Source organism: Alphaproteobacteria bacterium (genome assembly GCA_004295055.1).
Lineage (GTDB): Bacteria > Pseudomonadota > Alphaproteobacteria > SHNJ01 > SHNJ01 > SHNJ01.
This window is the reverse complement of sequence record SHNJ01000034.1, coordinates 38,963-53,943: the sequence shown is the minus strand read 5'-3', so window position 1 is coordinate 53,943 and position 14,981 is coordinate 38,963. Positions and strand designations below refer to the sequence as shown.

The following is a 14,981-nucleotide window of genomic DNA, read 5'->3' as shown; positions in this document are numbered from 1 at the left end:
GCTTCGACCAGCGCAACTCCGATTCCGTATGACTTCTCGCTGACTTCTGCGACGATGACCTACGCTCGCGTTTACAACAGCACCTCCGGTGCGTTGAAAACCTTGCCGAACATCGCTGCCGCTGGCACGATCTCGGACGGTGCTGCTCCAGTTGTAGTTAAAGTTGCCCGTAACACTGGCTTGACCAATGACCCAGAAGGTACTTTGGTTATCTATACCTCTGAAGGTATGGCAGCCAACCCGGCAATCGGCTTTGTCAAAACCCAAAACGGCTCGCTCGCTTTGGATATCTTGAACAATGTTGATGACGGCGGCACGGCTTCGGCAACAGGTACACGCACGACCACCAGCTTTACGGTCGGCAGCGTTACCTACAACGCAGCCAACAACACTGCAACTTTCAGCGATGTTGACAACGATGTCTTGACTGCCTTGACTTCGGTCGGTGTTACCGCAGGTAACTCGGGCGGCAACGGCTTCCAAGACGCCGCTGGCAACTTCTCGGGCGAACATGCTATCTCCCCAGACGCAGCTGCAGCGATCACCACCGTTGCTCCAACCTTCGACAAAGCTGTCGCGGTTGTGAACTCCAGTGGCAACATCACCAACGTTCTCGTGTTTATGACCGAAAACTTGGTGGCGATCGGCACCAACTTGAACCAACGCTTCTCGTTGTCGTTCAACGGTGCGACCGTGACCCCATCGTCCGCAACGATTGCAAGCAACGTAATCAACTTGGCTTTGCCAGGTAACGGCGTTTCCTTGCGTCAAGTAGAAGGTACGACCAATCAAATCACTTATGATGGTCAAACCACTTCTGGCGTTGAAGACAGTGATGGTAACGACGTAGCTGACTTCGGTCCAAGCTCCATCGATATCCCAGCGAACAGCGATAACCTGTTCACTATGGAAATCCGTGGTACTGTAACCACCGATGGCAGCACCGCAGTTGCTGAAGGTACATTGGTCCGTGCGGACTTGATGCGCTTTAACACAACCTCGGTTGTTGATCGTGGCTCGGCCACCGTTCCATGTAATTGCACTGGCAGCACCAAAGACGTTGCCTTGACCTTTACTGGCGGTACCTCCGCTTTTGACACTGCCTTGTATGAAGCCAGCATCCGCGGCGCTACCTCGATCCCAGTTTGGGTCAGCGTAACGCATGACGGTGCCAACGGCGAACAAGGAACCGGCGTCAGTGCCGCTATCTCGGTAACCAATCCGGGCGCAGGTACTGGCCAAGTTACGGTTTACCTCGCTTCCATGAACGTTTCGACCGGCGCAATTACGTCGTCTGGTTCGACCGTAAGTGGTTCGATCGTCTTCCGCACCGGTCCTTTGGCTTACACGGCTGTTGAATCGGCTCGTTATGCCATCGTCGGCACTGGCGGCGCTTTCCGTCTGAACGTTGGTACAAACAGCTCCCCACTATCCAGTGGCGATATGTTTGTGATCGTTTCGGTACGTCAAAACGGCACCACCACCAGCTCTTGGGTTCCTGTCACATTTGCTGACAAATCCTTCTCTGGTTACTTGCCGTTCGCACAAGACGTGAAAACCACGGTATCGGCTGGCGTGTCCGACTCTCCGTTCATCGACTTCCAGAACAACACTGGAACGAACGGCGTGTTGACTGCCGCTTTCCGTTTGGATCGCATCTTGTCGACCGATTTGGCTGACTCGACTGGCTACCAGTTGGTCGGTACAAAAGGTGATTTAGCTCGCGCTACGGCTTCGGATTTCCGTGCCTATCGCTTCTTTACCACCATCAACACCGATACTGGTGCTCCATACGCTCTGTGGAAGTTTAACCAAGCGACCGATGATGAAGCCTTTACCTTGGTTGGTAATGCTGTGAAATCGTCGTTCTCGGTTAACGAGCACAACGTAGACAATATCGGAAGCTCTTTTGCTTCTCACTACGGTATTGCGTACAAAGACTCGGGCAACAGCGTAACGGTATTAAACCGTGACACCCTGTTCTACCCAGTCACCGCATCCACCGCGACGAGCACAAGCTTGGCCGCTGGCTGGCACTTGGTAACTGTCCAAGCTGCCGTAGCAAGCCCAGGCAACCTCGGTAACTCTGGCTCGGATAACACCGCAGTCGGCATGATTATCGAAGCTGGCGCTCGCCGGAACGGTGATGGCGCTGGTGCAGTTCGCACCGGTGTTCGCACCTGGATCCGCGGTACCACGAACAACAGCTTGACCGCTCTTGAAGCCGGCAAAGCCTACTTCGTGTACTTGAACGCTGCTGATTCTACCTGGACCGGCCAATAACCGACCAGCTGTAGAAACAGCATAAGGATTGGGGCACCCGCAAGGGTGCCCCTTTTCTTTGTCCTTAAAATTGATTTATTCCCAACTTAGTTTTTTACGGTAAATGGTCGATGGGCTGACCTCCAGCAGATTGGCGGCTTTTGGAATATTACCCTCACATAATGCGATAGCTTCCTCGATAGTATCTTTTTCCACCCGCCACAAAGGCTGAATTTGGCGCAAGGCCGCGATTCCAATGTCCGGGCGCGGATCGTTGCTTGGCGCGATATTATCGCCGGATATTTGGTTTAAAGGCGCAGGCAACATGGATTTGGTGACTTTTGGCGCATCGTTTAGCACCACTATATTGCGGATCACGTTTTGCAGTTGCCGAATGTTTCCTGGCCATTCGTAATGTGAAATGGCCAATTCCACATCACTTTCAAAATCCTCGAATTTCTTGTTTTCCTCATGGGCAAATTTGTGAAGGAAGTGCCGTGCTATCAGAATAACATCTTCTTCCCGATCCCGCAGCGGCGGTAAATCAATTGGAATGACCATCAAACGATAATATAAATCTTCGCGGAATCTACCTTGCTGGACCTCGACCCATGGATCTCTGTTCGTGGCGCAAATAAAACGCACATCGACATTTTCGACCTTGCTGCCGCCGACTTTGGTAAAACTGCCGGTTTGAATAAAACGCAGCAATTTGGACTGTAAGTTCAGGTCCATTTCGCAAATCTCATCCAGAAATAATGTGCCGGTGTGGGCGCGGGAAGCGGCACCCGCATGATCGGCGATGGCGCCGGTAAACGCGCCTTTCACATGGCCGAAAATTTCAGATTCAATAAGATTGCTTGGAATTGCGCCGCAATTAAGCGCAATAAATGGCGCCGCCGCCCTGCCGCTTCGGCGATGAATGGCGTCGGCGCAAACTTCCTTGCCGGTCCCGGACTCTCCGGTGATAAAAATAGTAGCCTTGGAATTGGCGGCGTTGTCGATGGTTTTGTAAACAACCTGCATTGGTGGCGATCCGCCGATAAATCCGCAATACCGGTCTTGGCCGATTTGATCGCGCATTTTTTCTAAAATATGAATCAGGCGGAATCGTTCCAAAGCATTGCGTACTGTAACGCGCAAACGATGCTCGGTAAACGGTTTTACAATAAAATCATAACAACCCATGCGCATCGCATCGACCGCGATATTGATCGAACCATGCGCGGTAATAATAATCACGATGGAAGGCAGTTTTTGTTCCATCACATGGCGCAGAATATCCAGACCGTTCATGTCCGGTAAATTCAAGTCTAACAAAATTAAATCCGGCGCTTGCTTTTTGATGCTTTCCAATGCGGCTTGACCGGTCGATTCATGCGTCAGGCGCAATGGTTCTTTTTTTAAATAGGCGCTGTAAAGCTGCGCCAAACTTGGCGTGTCTTCGATCAATAAAAGGCTGGGTATATAGGCCGTCATTGCAAATTTATTATACGCAACAAGGGTTAATAAACCGGAATCGAGGCCTGTATGATTGTATGTAATTGGCAATAAAAAACCCCACTAATTCAGTGGGGTTTAAATTAAAAGTATATTTTGTATTAACGGCGGTCGCCCATTAGACGCAGTAACTGGATAAAGATATTAATAAAATCCATATACAGATTTAAGGCGCCAATGATCGCTTTTTTGCCTGAAAAATCGGCGCTATCGTCTGCAAAATAGCTTTCTTTGATTTTTTGCGTATCATAGGCGGTAAGACCGGTGAAAATCAAAACGCCCAATACAGAAATTGCAAAACCAAGCGCGGTGCTACCGACAAAAATATTAACCAGTGAGGCGAGGATTAATCCCCACACGCCCATGATCAGGAACGATCCCATCGAAGTCAGATCGCGTTTGGTCGTATAGCCCAGCAAGCTCATGCCGCCAAAAGTTCCAGCGGTAATGAAGAATGTACGGGCGATGCTTTCCTGGGTAAAGACTTGGAAAATTGGGGCGAGGCTAAGTCCAATTAAGCCGGCGAACAGCCAGAATACAAATTGCGCCGTGGCCAGGGATATGGCGTGTAAACGAAAGCTAAGAAACAGCACCAATCCGATTGGGGCCAGTAAAATCACCCACATAAATCCGGAAGCGGCCATATTTTCAACCATAAGCTGGTTGTTGCCCACATAGTAAGCGATAATGCCTGTAAGCGCCAAAGCGCCCATCATATAATTATAAACACGAATCATAAATCCGCGTAAGCCTGCGTCAATTCCTTGCGCAATCGCATTGCTGGCAGACCCGCTGCCGAATTGTGTGTAATCACGTTCCATGTAAAACTCCTTTTATTTACTTTCTTTAATGTGGGATATTTTGCAGGATTTTCAAGCAAAATCGGCGCGTAAAAACGGCAGGATTAAGGCTTTGCGGCAATATTGCATGCGCGCAAAGCCGGATATTATTGTTTAATTCTAACGATCGGTTTTTTGATATACTTTACATCGTCCCATATGTAAAAATTGAAAATATTTTACTGTAAAGAACTTACCTATGTTGCGTTTATTTGTCGGCATCCACTTTCCAGAAGCGATTAATTTTACCCTGCGCAACATGTGCGCCGGAATTCCTGGCGCGAAATGGGTAAATCCAGACGGGTTTCATTTAACACTGCGTTTTATTGGTGAAATTGATAATGGCAAGGCGGAAGATTTGGATGCTAACTTGGCCGCGATCAATGCCCGCGCTCTGACCCTGGAATTAAAAGGCGTTGGGCAGTTTGGCACGATGGAAAAGGCGCATACGATCTGGGCAGGCGTGGAACGCAATGATGCTTTGTATCATTTACGGGACAAAGTGGAATCGGCGGTTGTGCGCAGCGGCATCGAACCCGATCATCGCCGCTTTACGCCGCATGTTACATTGGCGAAATTGAACCGCGCGCCAATCGATTGGGTTGAAAGTTATTTAGTGAACCATGATAACTTCCGCAGTCAGCCATTCGAAGTAAACGAATTTGCGTTATTTTCATCCAGCGCCGGCAATAATGGCCGGATCTATATTCCCGAAGCCACCTATCCGCTGCAATCATGAAATCCGGCGGCCACATTTTTATTTTAACCGGGGCAGGGGTGTCCAAAGAATCGGGTCTGGATACATTCCGGGATAAAGGCGGAATATGGGCAAAATACAAAATTGAGAACGTGGCTACTCCGGAAGGATTTGACCGCAATCCCGCGCTGGTGCATGAATTTTACAATGGCCGCCGCCAGCAATTGCAGGATCCCAAAGTACAGCCGAATCCAGCCCATCATGCGATCGCAAAATTGATGAAAGAATGGAACGGCGATGTAACTTTGGTTACGCAAAACATCGATAATTTGCATAATCGCGCCGCTGCCGCCTTGGACCTGCCGGATGGCATCATTCAAATGCATGGGCGATTGCTGGAATCGCTTTGCACCAAATGCGGTGTCGTCGAAGAAATCAATCACGATCTTAATACCGATATGGTTTGCCATAAATGCGGTACCAAAGGCAGCGTGCGCCCCAATATCGTCTGGTTCGGTGAAATGCCTTATGCCATGGATGAGATATACACGCGCCTTGCCGATTGCGATTTATTCATTTCTATCGGCACATCGGGAACAGTTTATCCGGCGGCTGGATTTGTTGCCGAAGCCAAAGCCCATGGGTGCATCCGCGCTATGGAAGTAAACCTGGAACGATCCGACAGTTCGTATTATTTCGATGAATATATTATCGGCCCTGCTAGCGAGACGGTACCGCAATTGGTCGAAAAAATATTAACTGGAAAATAATTATTGGCCGGCCGCTTCGGTGGCGATTTTATCTACATTGGCCAATTCATTATGCCAACGAATGGCATCGGGTTCATGTTTTTTGATTTCGACGGCGGCTTTACGAATGGTGCGTAGATCGCTGAATAATTCGAACATCGAATCGCGTTGAGTCAATCCGACCAACATCGATATGTTGATCATCATGGCCAAAGACAATGCCAATTTCCAAGAACCAAAGCCGTAGTCGTAATACATAATGGGGTCTTCCTTTGTTATTGCTCTCTCTTATTTCCAGAATAAATAGGGGCCATGAACAGACCGTTAATAGCTGGCATTTTATGAATTATTTTGGGCGAAGTGCGTTCCACTGCCGGAAAACAAGGGCTTCCAAGCCCTGATTGTATCTTATTGGGATACAAATTATGGGGCTATCAAGGCTGGTTTCGCTTGCATCCGGACCCTTTTCCAGACACTAATCAGAACAATGAAGGAGTTTCCATGCCACCCGTAAAACTGGATTCCAATGCGCGCGACAAAGCCTTAGCAGAATTAAAAGGCTGGCAGTATCGCGCCGATCGGGATGCAATTGCCAAGGAATTTAAATTTAAAAACTTTAACGAGGCTTGGGGATTCATGAACCGCTGCGCTTTGGTAGCGGAGAAAATGAATCATCATCCCGAATGGTTCAATGTTTATAATCGTGTCGATGTTCTGTTGACGACGCATGATTGCGGCGGACTGAGCGAGAAAGATGTTAAGCTTGCCGCGGCAATGGATCAATTGGTTTGATCTTCGACGATTTCGCGCCGCTTTCCTCCCTTGCGCATTAAATAAAACGTGCTGCCCATAATTATAACGGCGCCTATAATACTGGGCGCGTCAGGCACGTGGCCGAAAACCATAAATCCGAAAAAACCGGTATAGAAGATATTGATATATCCTAGCGGCGCCAGATAACTTGCCGGGGCAAGCGCATAAGAACGAATAACGCAGAATTGGGCGATAATGCCTACAAATCCCGTCGATACCAGTTCGATCCATTGGCGCGGCGTCGGTTCTTGCCAGAAATATATTGCCAGAGGCAGCGAGATAGCGGTCGATAATAAACTGAACCAGGCCAGTACAGAAAAAGGCGTTTCGCTGTCGGTTAATTCTTTAACTATGGTAATGGCAAAAGCCACCAAGACGGCGGCGAATACCGCGATCAGATAATTGGCATCGAAAGTTTCCGGCGCCGGGCGCAAAATAACCAGAATTCCGATAAATCCGATAATGGTCAGAATAAATTGTATCGGGCGGACACGTTCGCGCAGAAAAATCGCCGCGATCAATAAAATATAAATAGGTTTCGAAAAATTGATGGCCGTCACGTCTACCATCGGCAGTTTGGCCAAAGAATAGAATGTGCAGGTCATCGCCAGAGTGCCGATCAGGCATCGGACCAATTGCAGTTTCCACCGGTCGGTAACGAATACCTGTTTCGGCCCGAAATATAAAATAAATGGAAAAATAAATAATAATCCGAATATGCTGCGGCCAAAGACCACTTCGATGCTGGGCAATTGCTGGCCGGTGTATTTTACCAAGGTGCTCATCACCGAAAACAGCACGCCAGACAGCAAATTCCACAAAATAGAGCGTGTTCGGGGGGTAAAACGCATCCAATAAGCGGTGACTGCCTGCACGATTATGCCTTTAAATATCGGTTATTTTGCCGTAAAACGAATAAACATAGGACTATAATTTCCGGCAATTTTCAACCACCGATCATTCATATAAATCCGCCATGGCAAAAACCGCGACATCAATGACGCAAACCGATCCTTCGCAAACAAACCCGCCAATGTTATGGCAGCCGACGGAAGCGAAAAAGCAATCCGCGTTGATTACCCGGTTTATGCAGGAAGTAAACCGCGATTTCCGTCTGAATTTGCAAAATTACGCCGATTTATGGCAATGGAGCGTCGATAGACGCGAGGATTTTTGGTCCAGGGCCTGGGATTTTTTCGGCATTATCGGGGATAAGGGCAAAATAATTTTGAACAATCCAGATGTAATGGAGCAAAGCAATTTTTTCCCCGAAGCCAGTTTGAATTACGCCGAAAATTTGTTACGCCATCGCGGGTCGGAACAAGCGATCGTTTTCTGGGGCGAAGAGAAAGTTAAAAGCAGTTTCAGTTTTGATGATTTATATCGTCAGACCGCCGGTGTGCATCATTATTTAAAAAAATCGGGCATTAAGCCGGGCGATCGTGTCGCAGCCTATGTCGGCAATATGGCTGAAACCGTTATAGCCATGCTGGCAACTTCCAGCCTTGGGGCGGTGTGGTCGTCATGTTCTCCGGATTTTGGCACGCAAGGGGTGTTGGACCGTTTCGGTCAAATAGAGCCCAAAGTTTTTGTCACCGTCGATGGGTATTATTACAAAGGCCAGGCGATCGATTGCCTGGAAAAAGCCCGGGAAATAGTAGCCCAAATGCCCAGTATCGAACGCGTTATCGTCATTCCTTATACCAATCCAAACCCGGATTTAACGGGATTAAAGAATGCGGTTTTGTTCACCGATATCGCTAAAACCGGTTCGGACAAGCCAATCGAATTTGCGCGGTTGCCATTCAATCACCCGCTGTTCATCATGTTTTCATCTGGCACTACCGGTGTTCCGAAATGCATTGTGCACGGGCAGGGCGGTACATTGATCCAATTGATGAAAGAACATCAATTACAGTGCGATATTAAACCGGGTGACCGCGTATTTTATTATACGACTTGTGGGTGGATGATGTGGAATTGGTTGGTTACCGCGTTGGCCAGCCGCGCCGCGTTGCTGTTGTTCGACGGATTCCCGTTTCAAAATAAGGGTCAGATTATTTTCAATTTTCTCGCCGATCAGAAAGCGACCGTATTCGGCACAGCCGCTAAATATATCGATGCAGTGGCCAAATTGAATTTAACCCCGTCGAAAACCCATGATTTATCCAATCTGAAATTGATTACGTCGACCGGATCGCCATTAAGTCCCGAAGGATTTGAGTTTGTGTATGACCGGATTAAATCCGACATTTGTCTATCTTCCATATCGGGCGGCACCGATATCATATCCTGTTTTGTTTTGGGCAGCCCGATCAGTCCTGTGTATCGCGGCGAAATTCAAGTGGCGGGATTGGGGCTCGATATGGCGGTTTATAACGATGACGGTAAGCCGGTTATCGGTGAAAAGGGTGAATTGGTTTGCCAGAAATCTTTTCCCAGCATGCCGATTTATTTTTGGAACGACAAAGACCGGGCCAAATATCACGGTGCTTATTTCGCGCATTTCCCGAATATCTGGTGCCATGGCGATTATGCCGAAAAAACGCCGCGCGGCGGATTCGTCATTTACGGCAGGTCCGATGCGGTGTTAAATCCCGGCGGCGTACGGATTGGCACTGCGGAAATTTACCGCCAAGTGGAACAGCTGGACGAGGTTATTGAAAGCCTGGTGGTCGGCCAGGAATGGGATAATGATGTGCGGGTAATTTTATTCGTGAAACTGCGCGATGGCGTTGCGCTGGACGACGAATTGAAGAAAAAAATATCCACCCAAATCCGCAATAACGCCAGTCCGCGCCATGTGCCCGGAAAAATTATTCCGGTTGCCGACATTCCACGTACTAAATCCGGAAAAATTGTCGAACTCGCGGTGCGCGAAGTGATTCACGGACGGCCGGTAAAAAATAAAGAGGCCTTAGCCAATGCCGAGGCGCTGGAATATTTCAAGGATTTGGCGGAATTGAAATCCTAATTTTATATTAGGAACGGGTTTTTATTCTGCCTCCATTAATATTTCTCCTTACTTCAGGCATGTGTTTTATTTTTTGCAAGGCCCGATGACCGACGGATTTGGCGCCGGGCGTTGTATAGCCAGTCATTGCAGCAATAGTGGAAAAACCCATCCCCGCTCCGTAATATAAACCCAATATTTCGCGTTCATGATCTGCAATAGGCGCTCTATTTAACAAGTCTGCCAGATGGAAATCCACCGGCGCGGCAGCGGTAGAGGCAGAAACTATTTGAGACCCATTCAGCGAACATGTTTTTCTAGCACTTCTCGATAGAGTGTTTCTGCTTTTAAGAAGGTCGATTGTATGACGATCCACTATGCGAAACATCCAAGTGGTTAATTTAGACTGATTGCCATCGTATCTCCCGGCAGTTTTCCAAGCTTTTACCAGAACTTCCTGCAACACATCTTCTTGTTCGTTGCGAAAACCTCTTTTACAAGCGACATTAAGAATTAAAGGCTTAAACTTTTGGGAAAGTTCTTCTACTGCTGCACTGTCATTCGCCGCCACGCGTTGCATTAACGCATAATCTTGAGGATGTTTCACACGGGCCGCCGAGGCTGGGGGTTTCCGTCTTTGGGCTTTAGTAGCCATTCGTACACGTCTCCAGGACTTTTTTTTAGTTTATTTTATTGGGCAATATTATCATATTAGTTTGTAGACAAAAAGGAGCAATTATAGTAATAATATTACACTAATAATAACGAGTTTAATAATGGCAGGTTGCACGACAGCTTTGATAGCGCCAGACACGGCGTTTGACGGGCGTAAAAATCTTATTGGTAAAAGTTTGGACGAGCTGGTTTCGGAACTGGCTTCGCACGATTTGCCGCGTTTCCGCGCGAAACAATTATGGCATTGGATTTACCATAGGGGCGCCAAAAATTTCGAAGGCATGACCGATCTTGCCAAGCCGGTGAGGGATTTGCTGGCCAAACATTATGTGCTGGACCGTCCGCAAATTTCCATGGAGCAGATTTCCAACGATGGTACGCGCAAATGGCTGCTGCGCTTGCCGGATGGAAATGAAATAGAAAGCGTTTTTATTCCTGATGACGATCGCGGCACATTATGCGTGTCGTCTCAGGTGGGCTGCACGTTGACTTGTAAATTCTGCCACACCGGCACGCAAAAATTGGTACGCAATTTGACGCCAGGCGAGATTCTGGCGCAAATTATGGTCTGCCGCGATTCGCTGGGCGAATGGCCATCGCCTATGGATGGGCGTCTTTTATCGAATATCGTGATGATGGGCATGGGCGAACCGCTGTATAATTTCGACAATGTCAAACAGGCTTTGCATATCGTGATGGACAGCCACGGTATCTCGCTATCCAAACGTAAAATCACGCTGTCGACATCCGGCGTTGTGCCGATGATGCAAAAATGCGGCGAAGAAATCGGAACAAACCTGGCGGTGTCGTTGCATGCGGTGCGCGACGATGTGCGCAATATTCTGGTGCCGCTGAATAAAAAATACCCGATCAAGGATTTGCTGCAAGCCTGTAAAGATTATCCGGGTGCAAACAATGCGCGCCGTATCACGTTTGAATATGTCATGCTGAAAGGCGTGAATGATTCCGCCGCCGATGCGCGGGAATTGGTGCGTTTGATCAAGGATATGCCGTCCAAGGTCAATTTAATCCCATTCAACCCTTGGCCGGGAACGGATTATGAATGTTCGGATTGGGAAGTAATTCAGGAATTTTCCGAAATCGTATATCAGGCCGGTATTTCCGCGCCCATTCGTACCCCGCGCGGCCGCGATATTCTGGCGGCATGCGGCCAGTTAAAGTCCGAAAGTACAAAGTTGCGCGCCAGTGAACGGATCAAACTGGAACAATCCGCTGCATCAGCATAAATAAAAAAACCCTTTGTTTTCACAAAGGGTTTTTCGTTGATAGTCTTTATAGCTTACGGAGGGCAGTTAGCCAAAGCTGCTTGGCATTCTGCGAAAAATGAATCGCGTGCGCTATCCAATCCGTATCTGCTTCGCTAATGCAAGTGTTGCGATTGCTATCGCCGCCAGAACCCGATAAAGAGCGAGACATTGGCGATGCGGCGCATGTTCTTACAACCCCATTATCATCCCGGTAAGTCATGGAACAAGAACAGCTCATGCTGGCGGTGCAATTCCAACCATAAATCCGGCCAGGAGTGGTGATTTTGGTTCTGCCGCCGCAATTATAATCCAGAATTTTTCTAGGATCGTTTGGATCGCGGAAATCCGGTGGATTATCGGGATCGGCAGGAGGCGTAATAACACCGGATACAGGAGTGCCTACGGCGCCTCCACCCGAGTGCATTGCAGAACCGCCATTATTGTGATTGGTATCCTGAATAATTTCGTACGCATTACGATTTTGCGCCGAAGTCGTTTGTGGCAAAGCAAATAAAAATAAACCTAAACACACAACTGCAATTAAAAAAAGTTTGGCTTTCATAAGAGTGTGCCCCTGTGTTAGTTGATGGTAGTGAAGTAAAGCAATTTTATTTCGCATTGACAATAAAAATATTATTTCGAATTTAGGTAATATTATTTCTTTAAAAGAAAATGATAATCGACCGATGGATATTTGTTTCTGTATCGTGTATCTTAAAACATCTTAAGATCGAGGAATAATGACTACTTATTCAACTTCACCCCAGTCTGCGGTAGGCATTTTAACGGTTGGCCATCGTCGTAAAGAAAATTTTCTAGTCACTTTAGTCAAAGTGGCTGCTAGTCCTTTTGTGCGTTGGCACGGTGTGGTTACTGGCCGTAATAGGGGATTGGCGGTCGCAGCCGCTTTGCTGTCGCCCGCGGCCGTAGGCGGTTTGGGATATGTTATTGACCGTAATGTCGATCTTGGCATGCTGGATCAGGTTGTGTCCACTTCCCACAGCGCCGCATGTTTAGGCCAGATCAATATTACCGATCACGCATTGGCCGAGGGAATGTCACTTAAAATTCAATTCACCCCCTCCAATGGCGGACCCAGAAGCTATGCCTTGTTACAGGGAAAACCGGAAATACGATGGGCTTTGTCGGGTAACCGGCAAATGGTTATGCAGGCAAAAGTTATTCCGCAAGTTGAGCAAGCTATCGATTTAGTGGCCGCCGAAAGAAATGCCGCCAATACCGGATTGCAATCATTGTCAGAAAAAAGCGCTCCACCGCACGTGGTGCATTACACCGCATCCAATAATTTTGTAAAATTAGGCAATATGCGCCAAGTGGGCAATGATCTGGTAATAGATGTTGTGGCCTCGCACGTTAAGGCAAAACAAGGTGAAAACACACCTTCTTTCGCAGTTACGTTAGCCACATCGTCTTTGCAGGCCACCGATGTGACCGGGAAAATATTTTTGGCAGCGCTGGGCGCATTGCCGGAACAAAAGGCCCAAGGCCCATCCGCTTTTGCCGGGCCGCAACATTTTGTTGGCGGCGATCAGGTGGCGGGAATTTATGGACAATCTTTCACCGGAGTGCGGCAATCCAATTTTATGGATACAATCACGCATAATCCCGGTACTTCGTTCGGATCGTTAATCGGCACCGCTGCCGCCGCGATGGTTCTTATGTCCCGTTTTGGCCGCGGGAAATAATCCGATATCCCACTAGACTGGTATCTCCATAAAGTTGGATCAAAATCCGCATTGCTTTATGCAGATCATACGCATTTTTATGCAAGAATAGGCTTTGTTACCGTAAGTGATTGCGATAAAATATGCGCAATTTCAACAAGGCGGAATTATTATGACCAAACCCAATATTAAAAAAATCGTTTTAGCTTATTCCGGCGGACTGGACACGTCGGTGATTTTACGCTGGCTTAAGGAAAATTATGGCTGCGAGGTGGTAACCTTTACCGCCGATCTTGGCCAGGGCGAGGAACTGGAACCGGCGCGCAAAAAAGCTGAAGGGATGGGGGTCAAAGAAATTTTTATCGAAGATCTGCGCGAAGAATTTGTGCGCGATTTCGTATTTCCGATGTTCCGCGCCAATGCCTTGTACGAAGGAACCTATTTGCTGGGCACATCGATTGCGCGGCCGCTGATTGCCAAACGGCAAATTGAAATTGCGAATATGGTTGGCGCTGACGCGGTTGCGCACGGCGCCACCGGCAAAGGCAACGATCAGGTCCGGTTTGAATTGACGTATTATGCTTTGAAGCCAGATGTGCAGGTGATTGCGCCATGGCGGGAATGGGAATTGACTTCGCGTACCAAATTGCTGGAATTTGCCGAACAACACCAAATTCCAATCGCCAAAGATAAGCGCGGCGAAGCGCCATATTCTATCGACGCGAACTTGCTGCATATTTCGTATGAAGGAAAAATCCTCGAGGATCCGTGGGTTGAACCACCAGCCGATATTTACACTCGTTCGGTCGATCCAATAAAAGCGCCAGATACGCCGGAATATGTGGAAATTGAATTTGAAGCGGGAGACCCGGTCGCGATCAATGGCCAAAAATTGTCGCCGGCGCAATTACTGACCAAACTAAATGAAATTGGCGGACGCAATGGTATCGGCCGGATCGATTTGGTGGAAAATCGGTTTGTCGGCATGAAATCGCGCGGTGTTTATGAAACGCCGGGCGGAACAATTTTATTGGCTGCACGCCGGGCGATGGAATCGATCACGCTGGATCGCGGCGCGATGCATTTAAAAGATGAATTAATGCCGCGTTATGCGTCGCTTGTATATAACGGCTTCTGGTTTGCGCCGGAACGGGTGATGTTGCAACAGGCAATCGATGAAGCTTCGCAACATGTCACCGGCACCGTGAAAATGAAATTATTCAAGGGCAATTGTATGGTTGCTGGCCGCAAATCGCCGGTCAGTTTGTACAGCCAGGCCTATGTCACGTTTGAACATGACACGGTCTATGATCAAAAAGACGCCAAAGGTTTCATTAAATTGAATGCCTTGCGCTTACGATTGGGCAGTTTGGCGCGTGGCCAAGCGGCTGGGCAAAATATGGCGGCCAATACCGGTGGATTTGCTAAGAAAGTTGCGGGCGGCAAAAAGTAGATATTTTGTTTTATTCAAGCCGCCTTGTAGTTTTTGAAGAAATGCATATTTTTCAATTACTTCAGACCCGCATAGGATGGGCTTAAT

13 protein-coding genes are annotated in these 14,981 nt (G+C 48.0%); 7 read left to right on the top strand and 6 right to left on the bottom strand.

Translation table 11 applies throughout. The annotated features are described in order from the left end of the window. Window positions 1-2,358 precede the first annotated feature (2,358 nt). Together EYC62_09425 and EYC62_09420 are read right to left on the bottom strand one after the other, a co-directional pair. Window positions 2,359-3,741 carry a sigma-54-dependent Fis family transcriptional regulator gene (locus EYC62_09425; GenBank protein TAH32342.1) on the bottom strand — a complete coding sequence of 461 codons (1,383 nt, stop codon included), beginning with the start codon at window positions 3,739-3,741 and terminating at the stop codon, window positions 2,359-2,361. A gap of 122 nt (window positions 3,742-3,863) precedes the next feature. After that, entirely contained in the window at window positions 3,864-4,583 is a 720-nt protein-coding gene (locus tag EYC62_09420) for a Bax inhibitor-1/YccA family protein (protein TAH32341.1), read from the bottom strand. A 217-nt stretch (window positions 4,584-4,800) separates the two neighbouring features. On the opposite strand from EYC62_09420, the gene thpR reads away from it, so the two are divergent. Both thpR and EYC62_09410 read left to right on the top strand, forming a co-directional pair. Continuing rightward, window positions 4,801-5,340: an RNA 2',3'-cyclic phosphodiesterase gene (thpR, locus tag EYC62_09415; GenBank protein ID TAH32340.1), complete on the top strand. Its 540-nt coding sequence runs from the start codon at window positions 4,801-4,803 to the stop codon at window positions 5,338-5,340. Beyond that, window positions 5,337-6,068 carry an NAD-dependent deacylase gene (locus tag EYC62_09410; protein TAH32339.1) on the top strand — a complete coding sequence of 244 codons (732 nt, stop codon included), beginning with the start codon at window positions 5,337-5,339 and terminating at the stop codon, window positions 6,066-6,068. The genes thpR and EYC62_09410 overlap by 4 nt, the downstream gene beginning before the upstream one ends. Here the strand turns inward: EYC62_09410 and EYC62_09405 are convergent, their stop codons facing one another. Further along, window positions 6,069-6,305, bottom strand: coding sequence for a hypothetical protein (locus EYC62_09405; protein ID TAH32338.1), 237 nt, complete (start codon window positions 6,303-6,305; stop codon window positions 6,069-6,071). It abuts the gene before it with no gap. Window positions 6,306-6,548: 243 nt separating this feature from the next. On the opposite strand from EYC62_09405, the gene EYC62_09400 reads away from it, so the two are divergent. Next, window positions 6,549-6,839, top strand: coding sequence for a 4a-hydroxytetrahydrobiopterin dehydratase (locus EYC62_09400; protein TAH32337.1), 291 nt, complete (start codon window positions 6,549-6,551; stop codon window positions 6,837-6,839). On the opposite strand, the gene EYC62_09395 is transcribed toward EYC62_09400, so the two are convergent. After that, window positions 6,827-7,735 (bottom strand): DMT family transporter, encoded by a 909-nt coding sequence (locus EYC62_09395; protein TAH32336.1) that lies wholly within the window; start codon window positions 7,733-7,735, stop codon window positions 6,827-6,829. The genes EYC62_09400 and EYC62_09395 overlap by 13 nt on opposite strands. Before the next feature lie 122 nt (window positions 7,736-7,857). On the opposite strand from EYC62_09395, the gene EYC62_09390 reads away from it, so the two are divergent. After that, the gene (locus EYC62_09390) at window positions 7,858-9,834 is read left to right on the top strand and encodes an acetoacetate--CoA ligase (GenBank protein ID TAH32343.1); all 1,977 of its coding nucleotides are present in this window, start codon (window positions 7,858-7,860) and stop codon (window positions 9,832-9,834) included. A gap of 7 nt (window positions 9,835-9,841) precedes the next feature. Here the strand turns inward: EYC62_09390 and EYC62_09385 are convergent, their stop codons facing one another. Further along, window positions 9,842-10,468, bottom strand: coding sequence for a sigma-70 family RNA polymerase sigma factor (locus tag EYC62_09385; protein ID TAH32335.1), 627 nt, complete (start codon window positions 10,466-10,468; stop codon window positions 9,842-9,844). A 121-nt stretch (window positions 10,469-10,589) separates the two neighbouring features. Between EYC62_09385 and rlmN the strand changes: the two genes are divergently transcribed. After that, window positions 10,590-11,735: a 23S rRNA (adenine(2503)-C(2))-methyltransferase RlmN gene (gene rlmN / locus EYC62_09380; GenBank protein ID TAH32334.1), complete on the top strand. Its 1,146-nt coding sequence runs from the start codon at window positions 10,590-10,592 to the stop codon at window positions 11,733-11,735. A gap of 46 nt (window positions 11,736-11,781) precedes the next feature. On the opposite strand, the gene EYC62_09375 is transcribed toward rlmN, so the two are convergent. Further along, complete coding sequence (locus EYC62_09375) at window positions 11,782-12,318, bottom strand: hypothetical protein (GenBank protein ID TAH32333.1); 537 nt, start codon at window positions 12,316-12,318, stop codon at window positions 11,782-11,784. 178 nt (window positions 12,319-12,496) lie between these two features. Here EYC62_09375 and EYC62_09370 point away from each other — a divergent pair, with 178 nt between their 5' ends. Both EYC62_09370 and EYC62_09365 read left to right on the top strand, forming a co-directional pair. After that, window positions 12,497-13,462, top strand: coding sequence for a hypothetical protein (locus EYC62_09370; GenBank protein TAH32332.1), 966 nt, complete (start codon window positions 12,497-12,499; stop codon window positions 13,460-13,462). Window positions 13,463-13,613: 151 nt separating this feature from the next. Next, the gene (locus EYC62_09365; protein TAH32331.1) at window positions 13,614-14,894 is read left to right on the top strand and encodes an argininosuccinate synthase; all 1,281 of its coding nucleotides are present in this window, start codon (window positions 13,614-13,616) and stop codon (window positions 14,892-14,894) included. Window positions 14,895-14,981: the final 87 nt, after the last annotated feature.

Bases quoted from the DNA above. Each gene is read 5' to 3' on its own strand.
- EYC62_09425 (TAH32342.1), bottom strand. From the start codon at position 3,741: ATGACGGCCTATATACCCAGCCTTTTATTGATCGAAGACACGCCAAGT.
- EYC62_09420 (TAH32341.1), bottom strand. From the start codon at position 4,583: ATGGAACGTGATTACACACAATTCGGCAGCGGGTCTGCCAGCAATGCG.
- thpR (TAH32340.1), top strand. From the start codon at position 4,801: ATGTTGCGTTTATTTGTCGGCATCCACTTTCCAGAAGCGATTAATTTT.
- EYC62_09410 (TAH32339.1), top strand. From the start codon at position 5,337: ATGAAATCCGGCGGCCACATTTTTATTTTAACCGGGGCAGGGGTGTCC.
- EYC62_09405 (TAH32338.1), bottom strand. From the start codon at position 6,305: ATGTATTACGACTACGGCTTTGGTTCTTGGAAATTGGCATTGTCTTTG.
- EYC62_09400 (TAH32337.1), top strand. From the start codon at position 6,549: ATGCCACCCGTAAAACTGGATTCCAATGCGCGCGACAAAGCCTTAGCA.
- EYC62_09390 (TAH32343.1), top strand. From the start codon at position 7,858: ATGACGCAAACCGATCCTTCGCAAACAAACCCGCCAATGTTATGGCAG.
- EYC62_09385 (TAH32335.1), bottom strand. From the start codon at position 10,468: ATGGCTACTAAAGCCCAAAGACGGAAACCCCCAGCCTCGGCGGCCCGT.
- rlmN (TAH32334.1), top strand. From the start codon at position 10,590: ATGGCAGGTTGCACGACAGCTTTGATAGCGCCAGACACGGCGTTTGAC.
- EYC62_09375 (TAH32333.1), bottom strand. From the start codon at position 12,318: ATGAAAGCCAAACTTTTTTTAATTGCAGTTGTGTGTTTAGGTTTATTT.
- EYC62_09370 (TAH32332.1), top strand. From the start codon at position 12,497: ATGACTACTTATTCAACTTCACCCCAGTCTGCGGTAGGCATTTTAACG.
- EYC62_09365 (TAH32331.1), top strand. From the start codon at position 13,614: ATGACCAAACCCAATATTAAAAAAATCGTTTTAGCTTATTCCGGCGGA.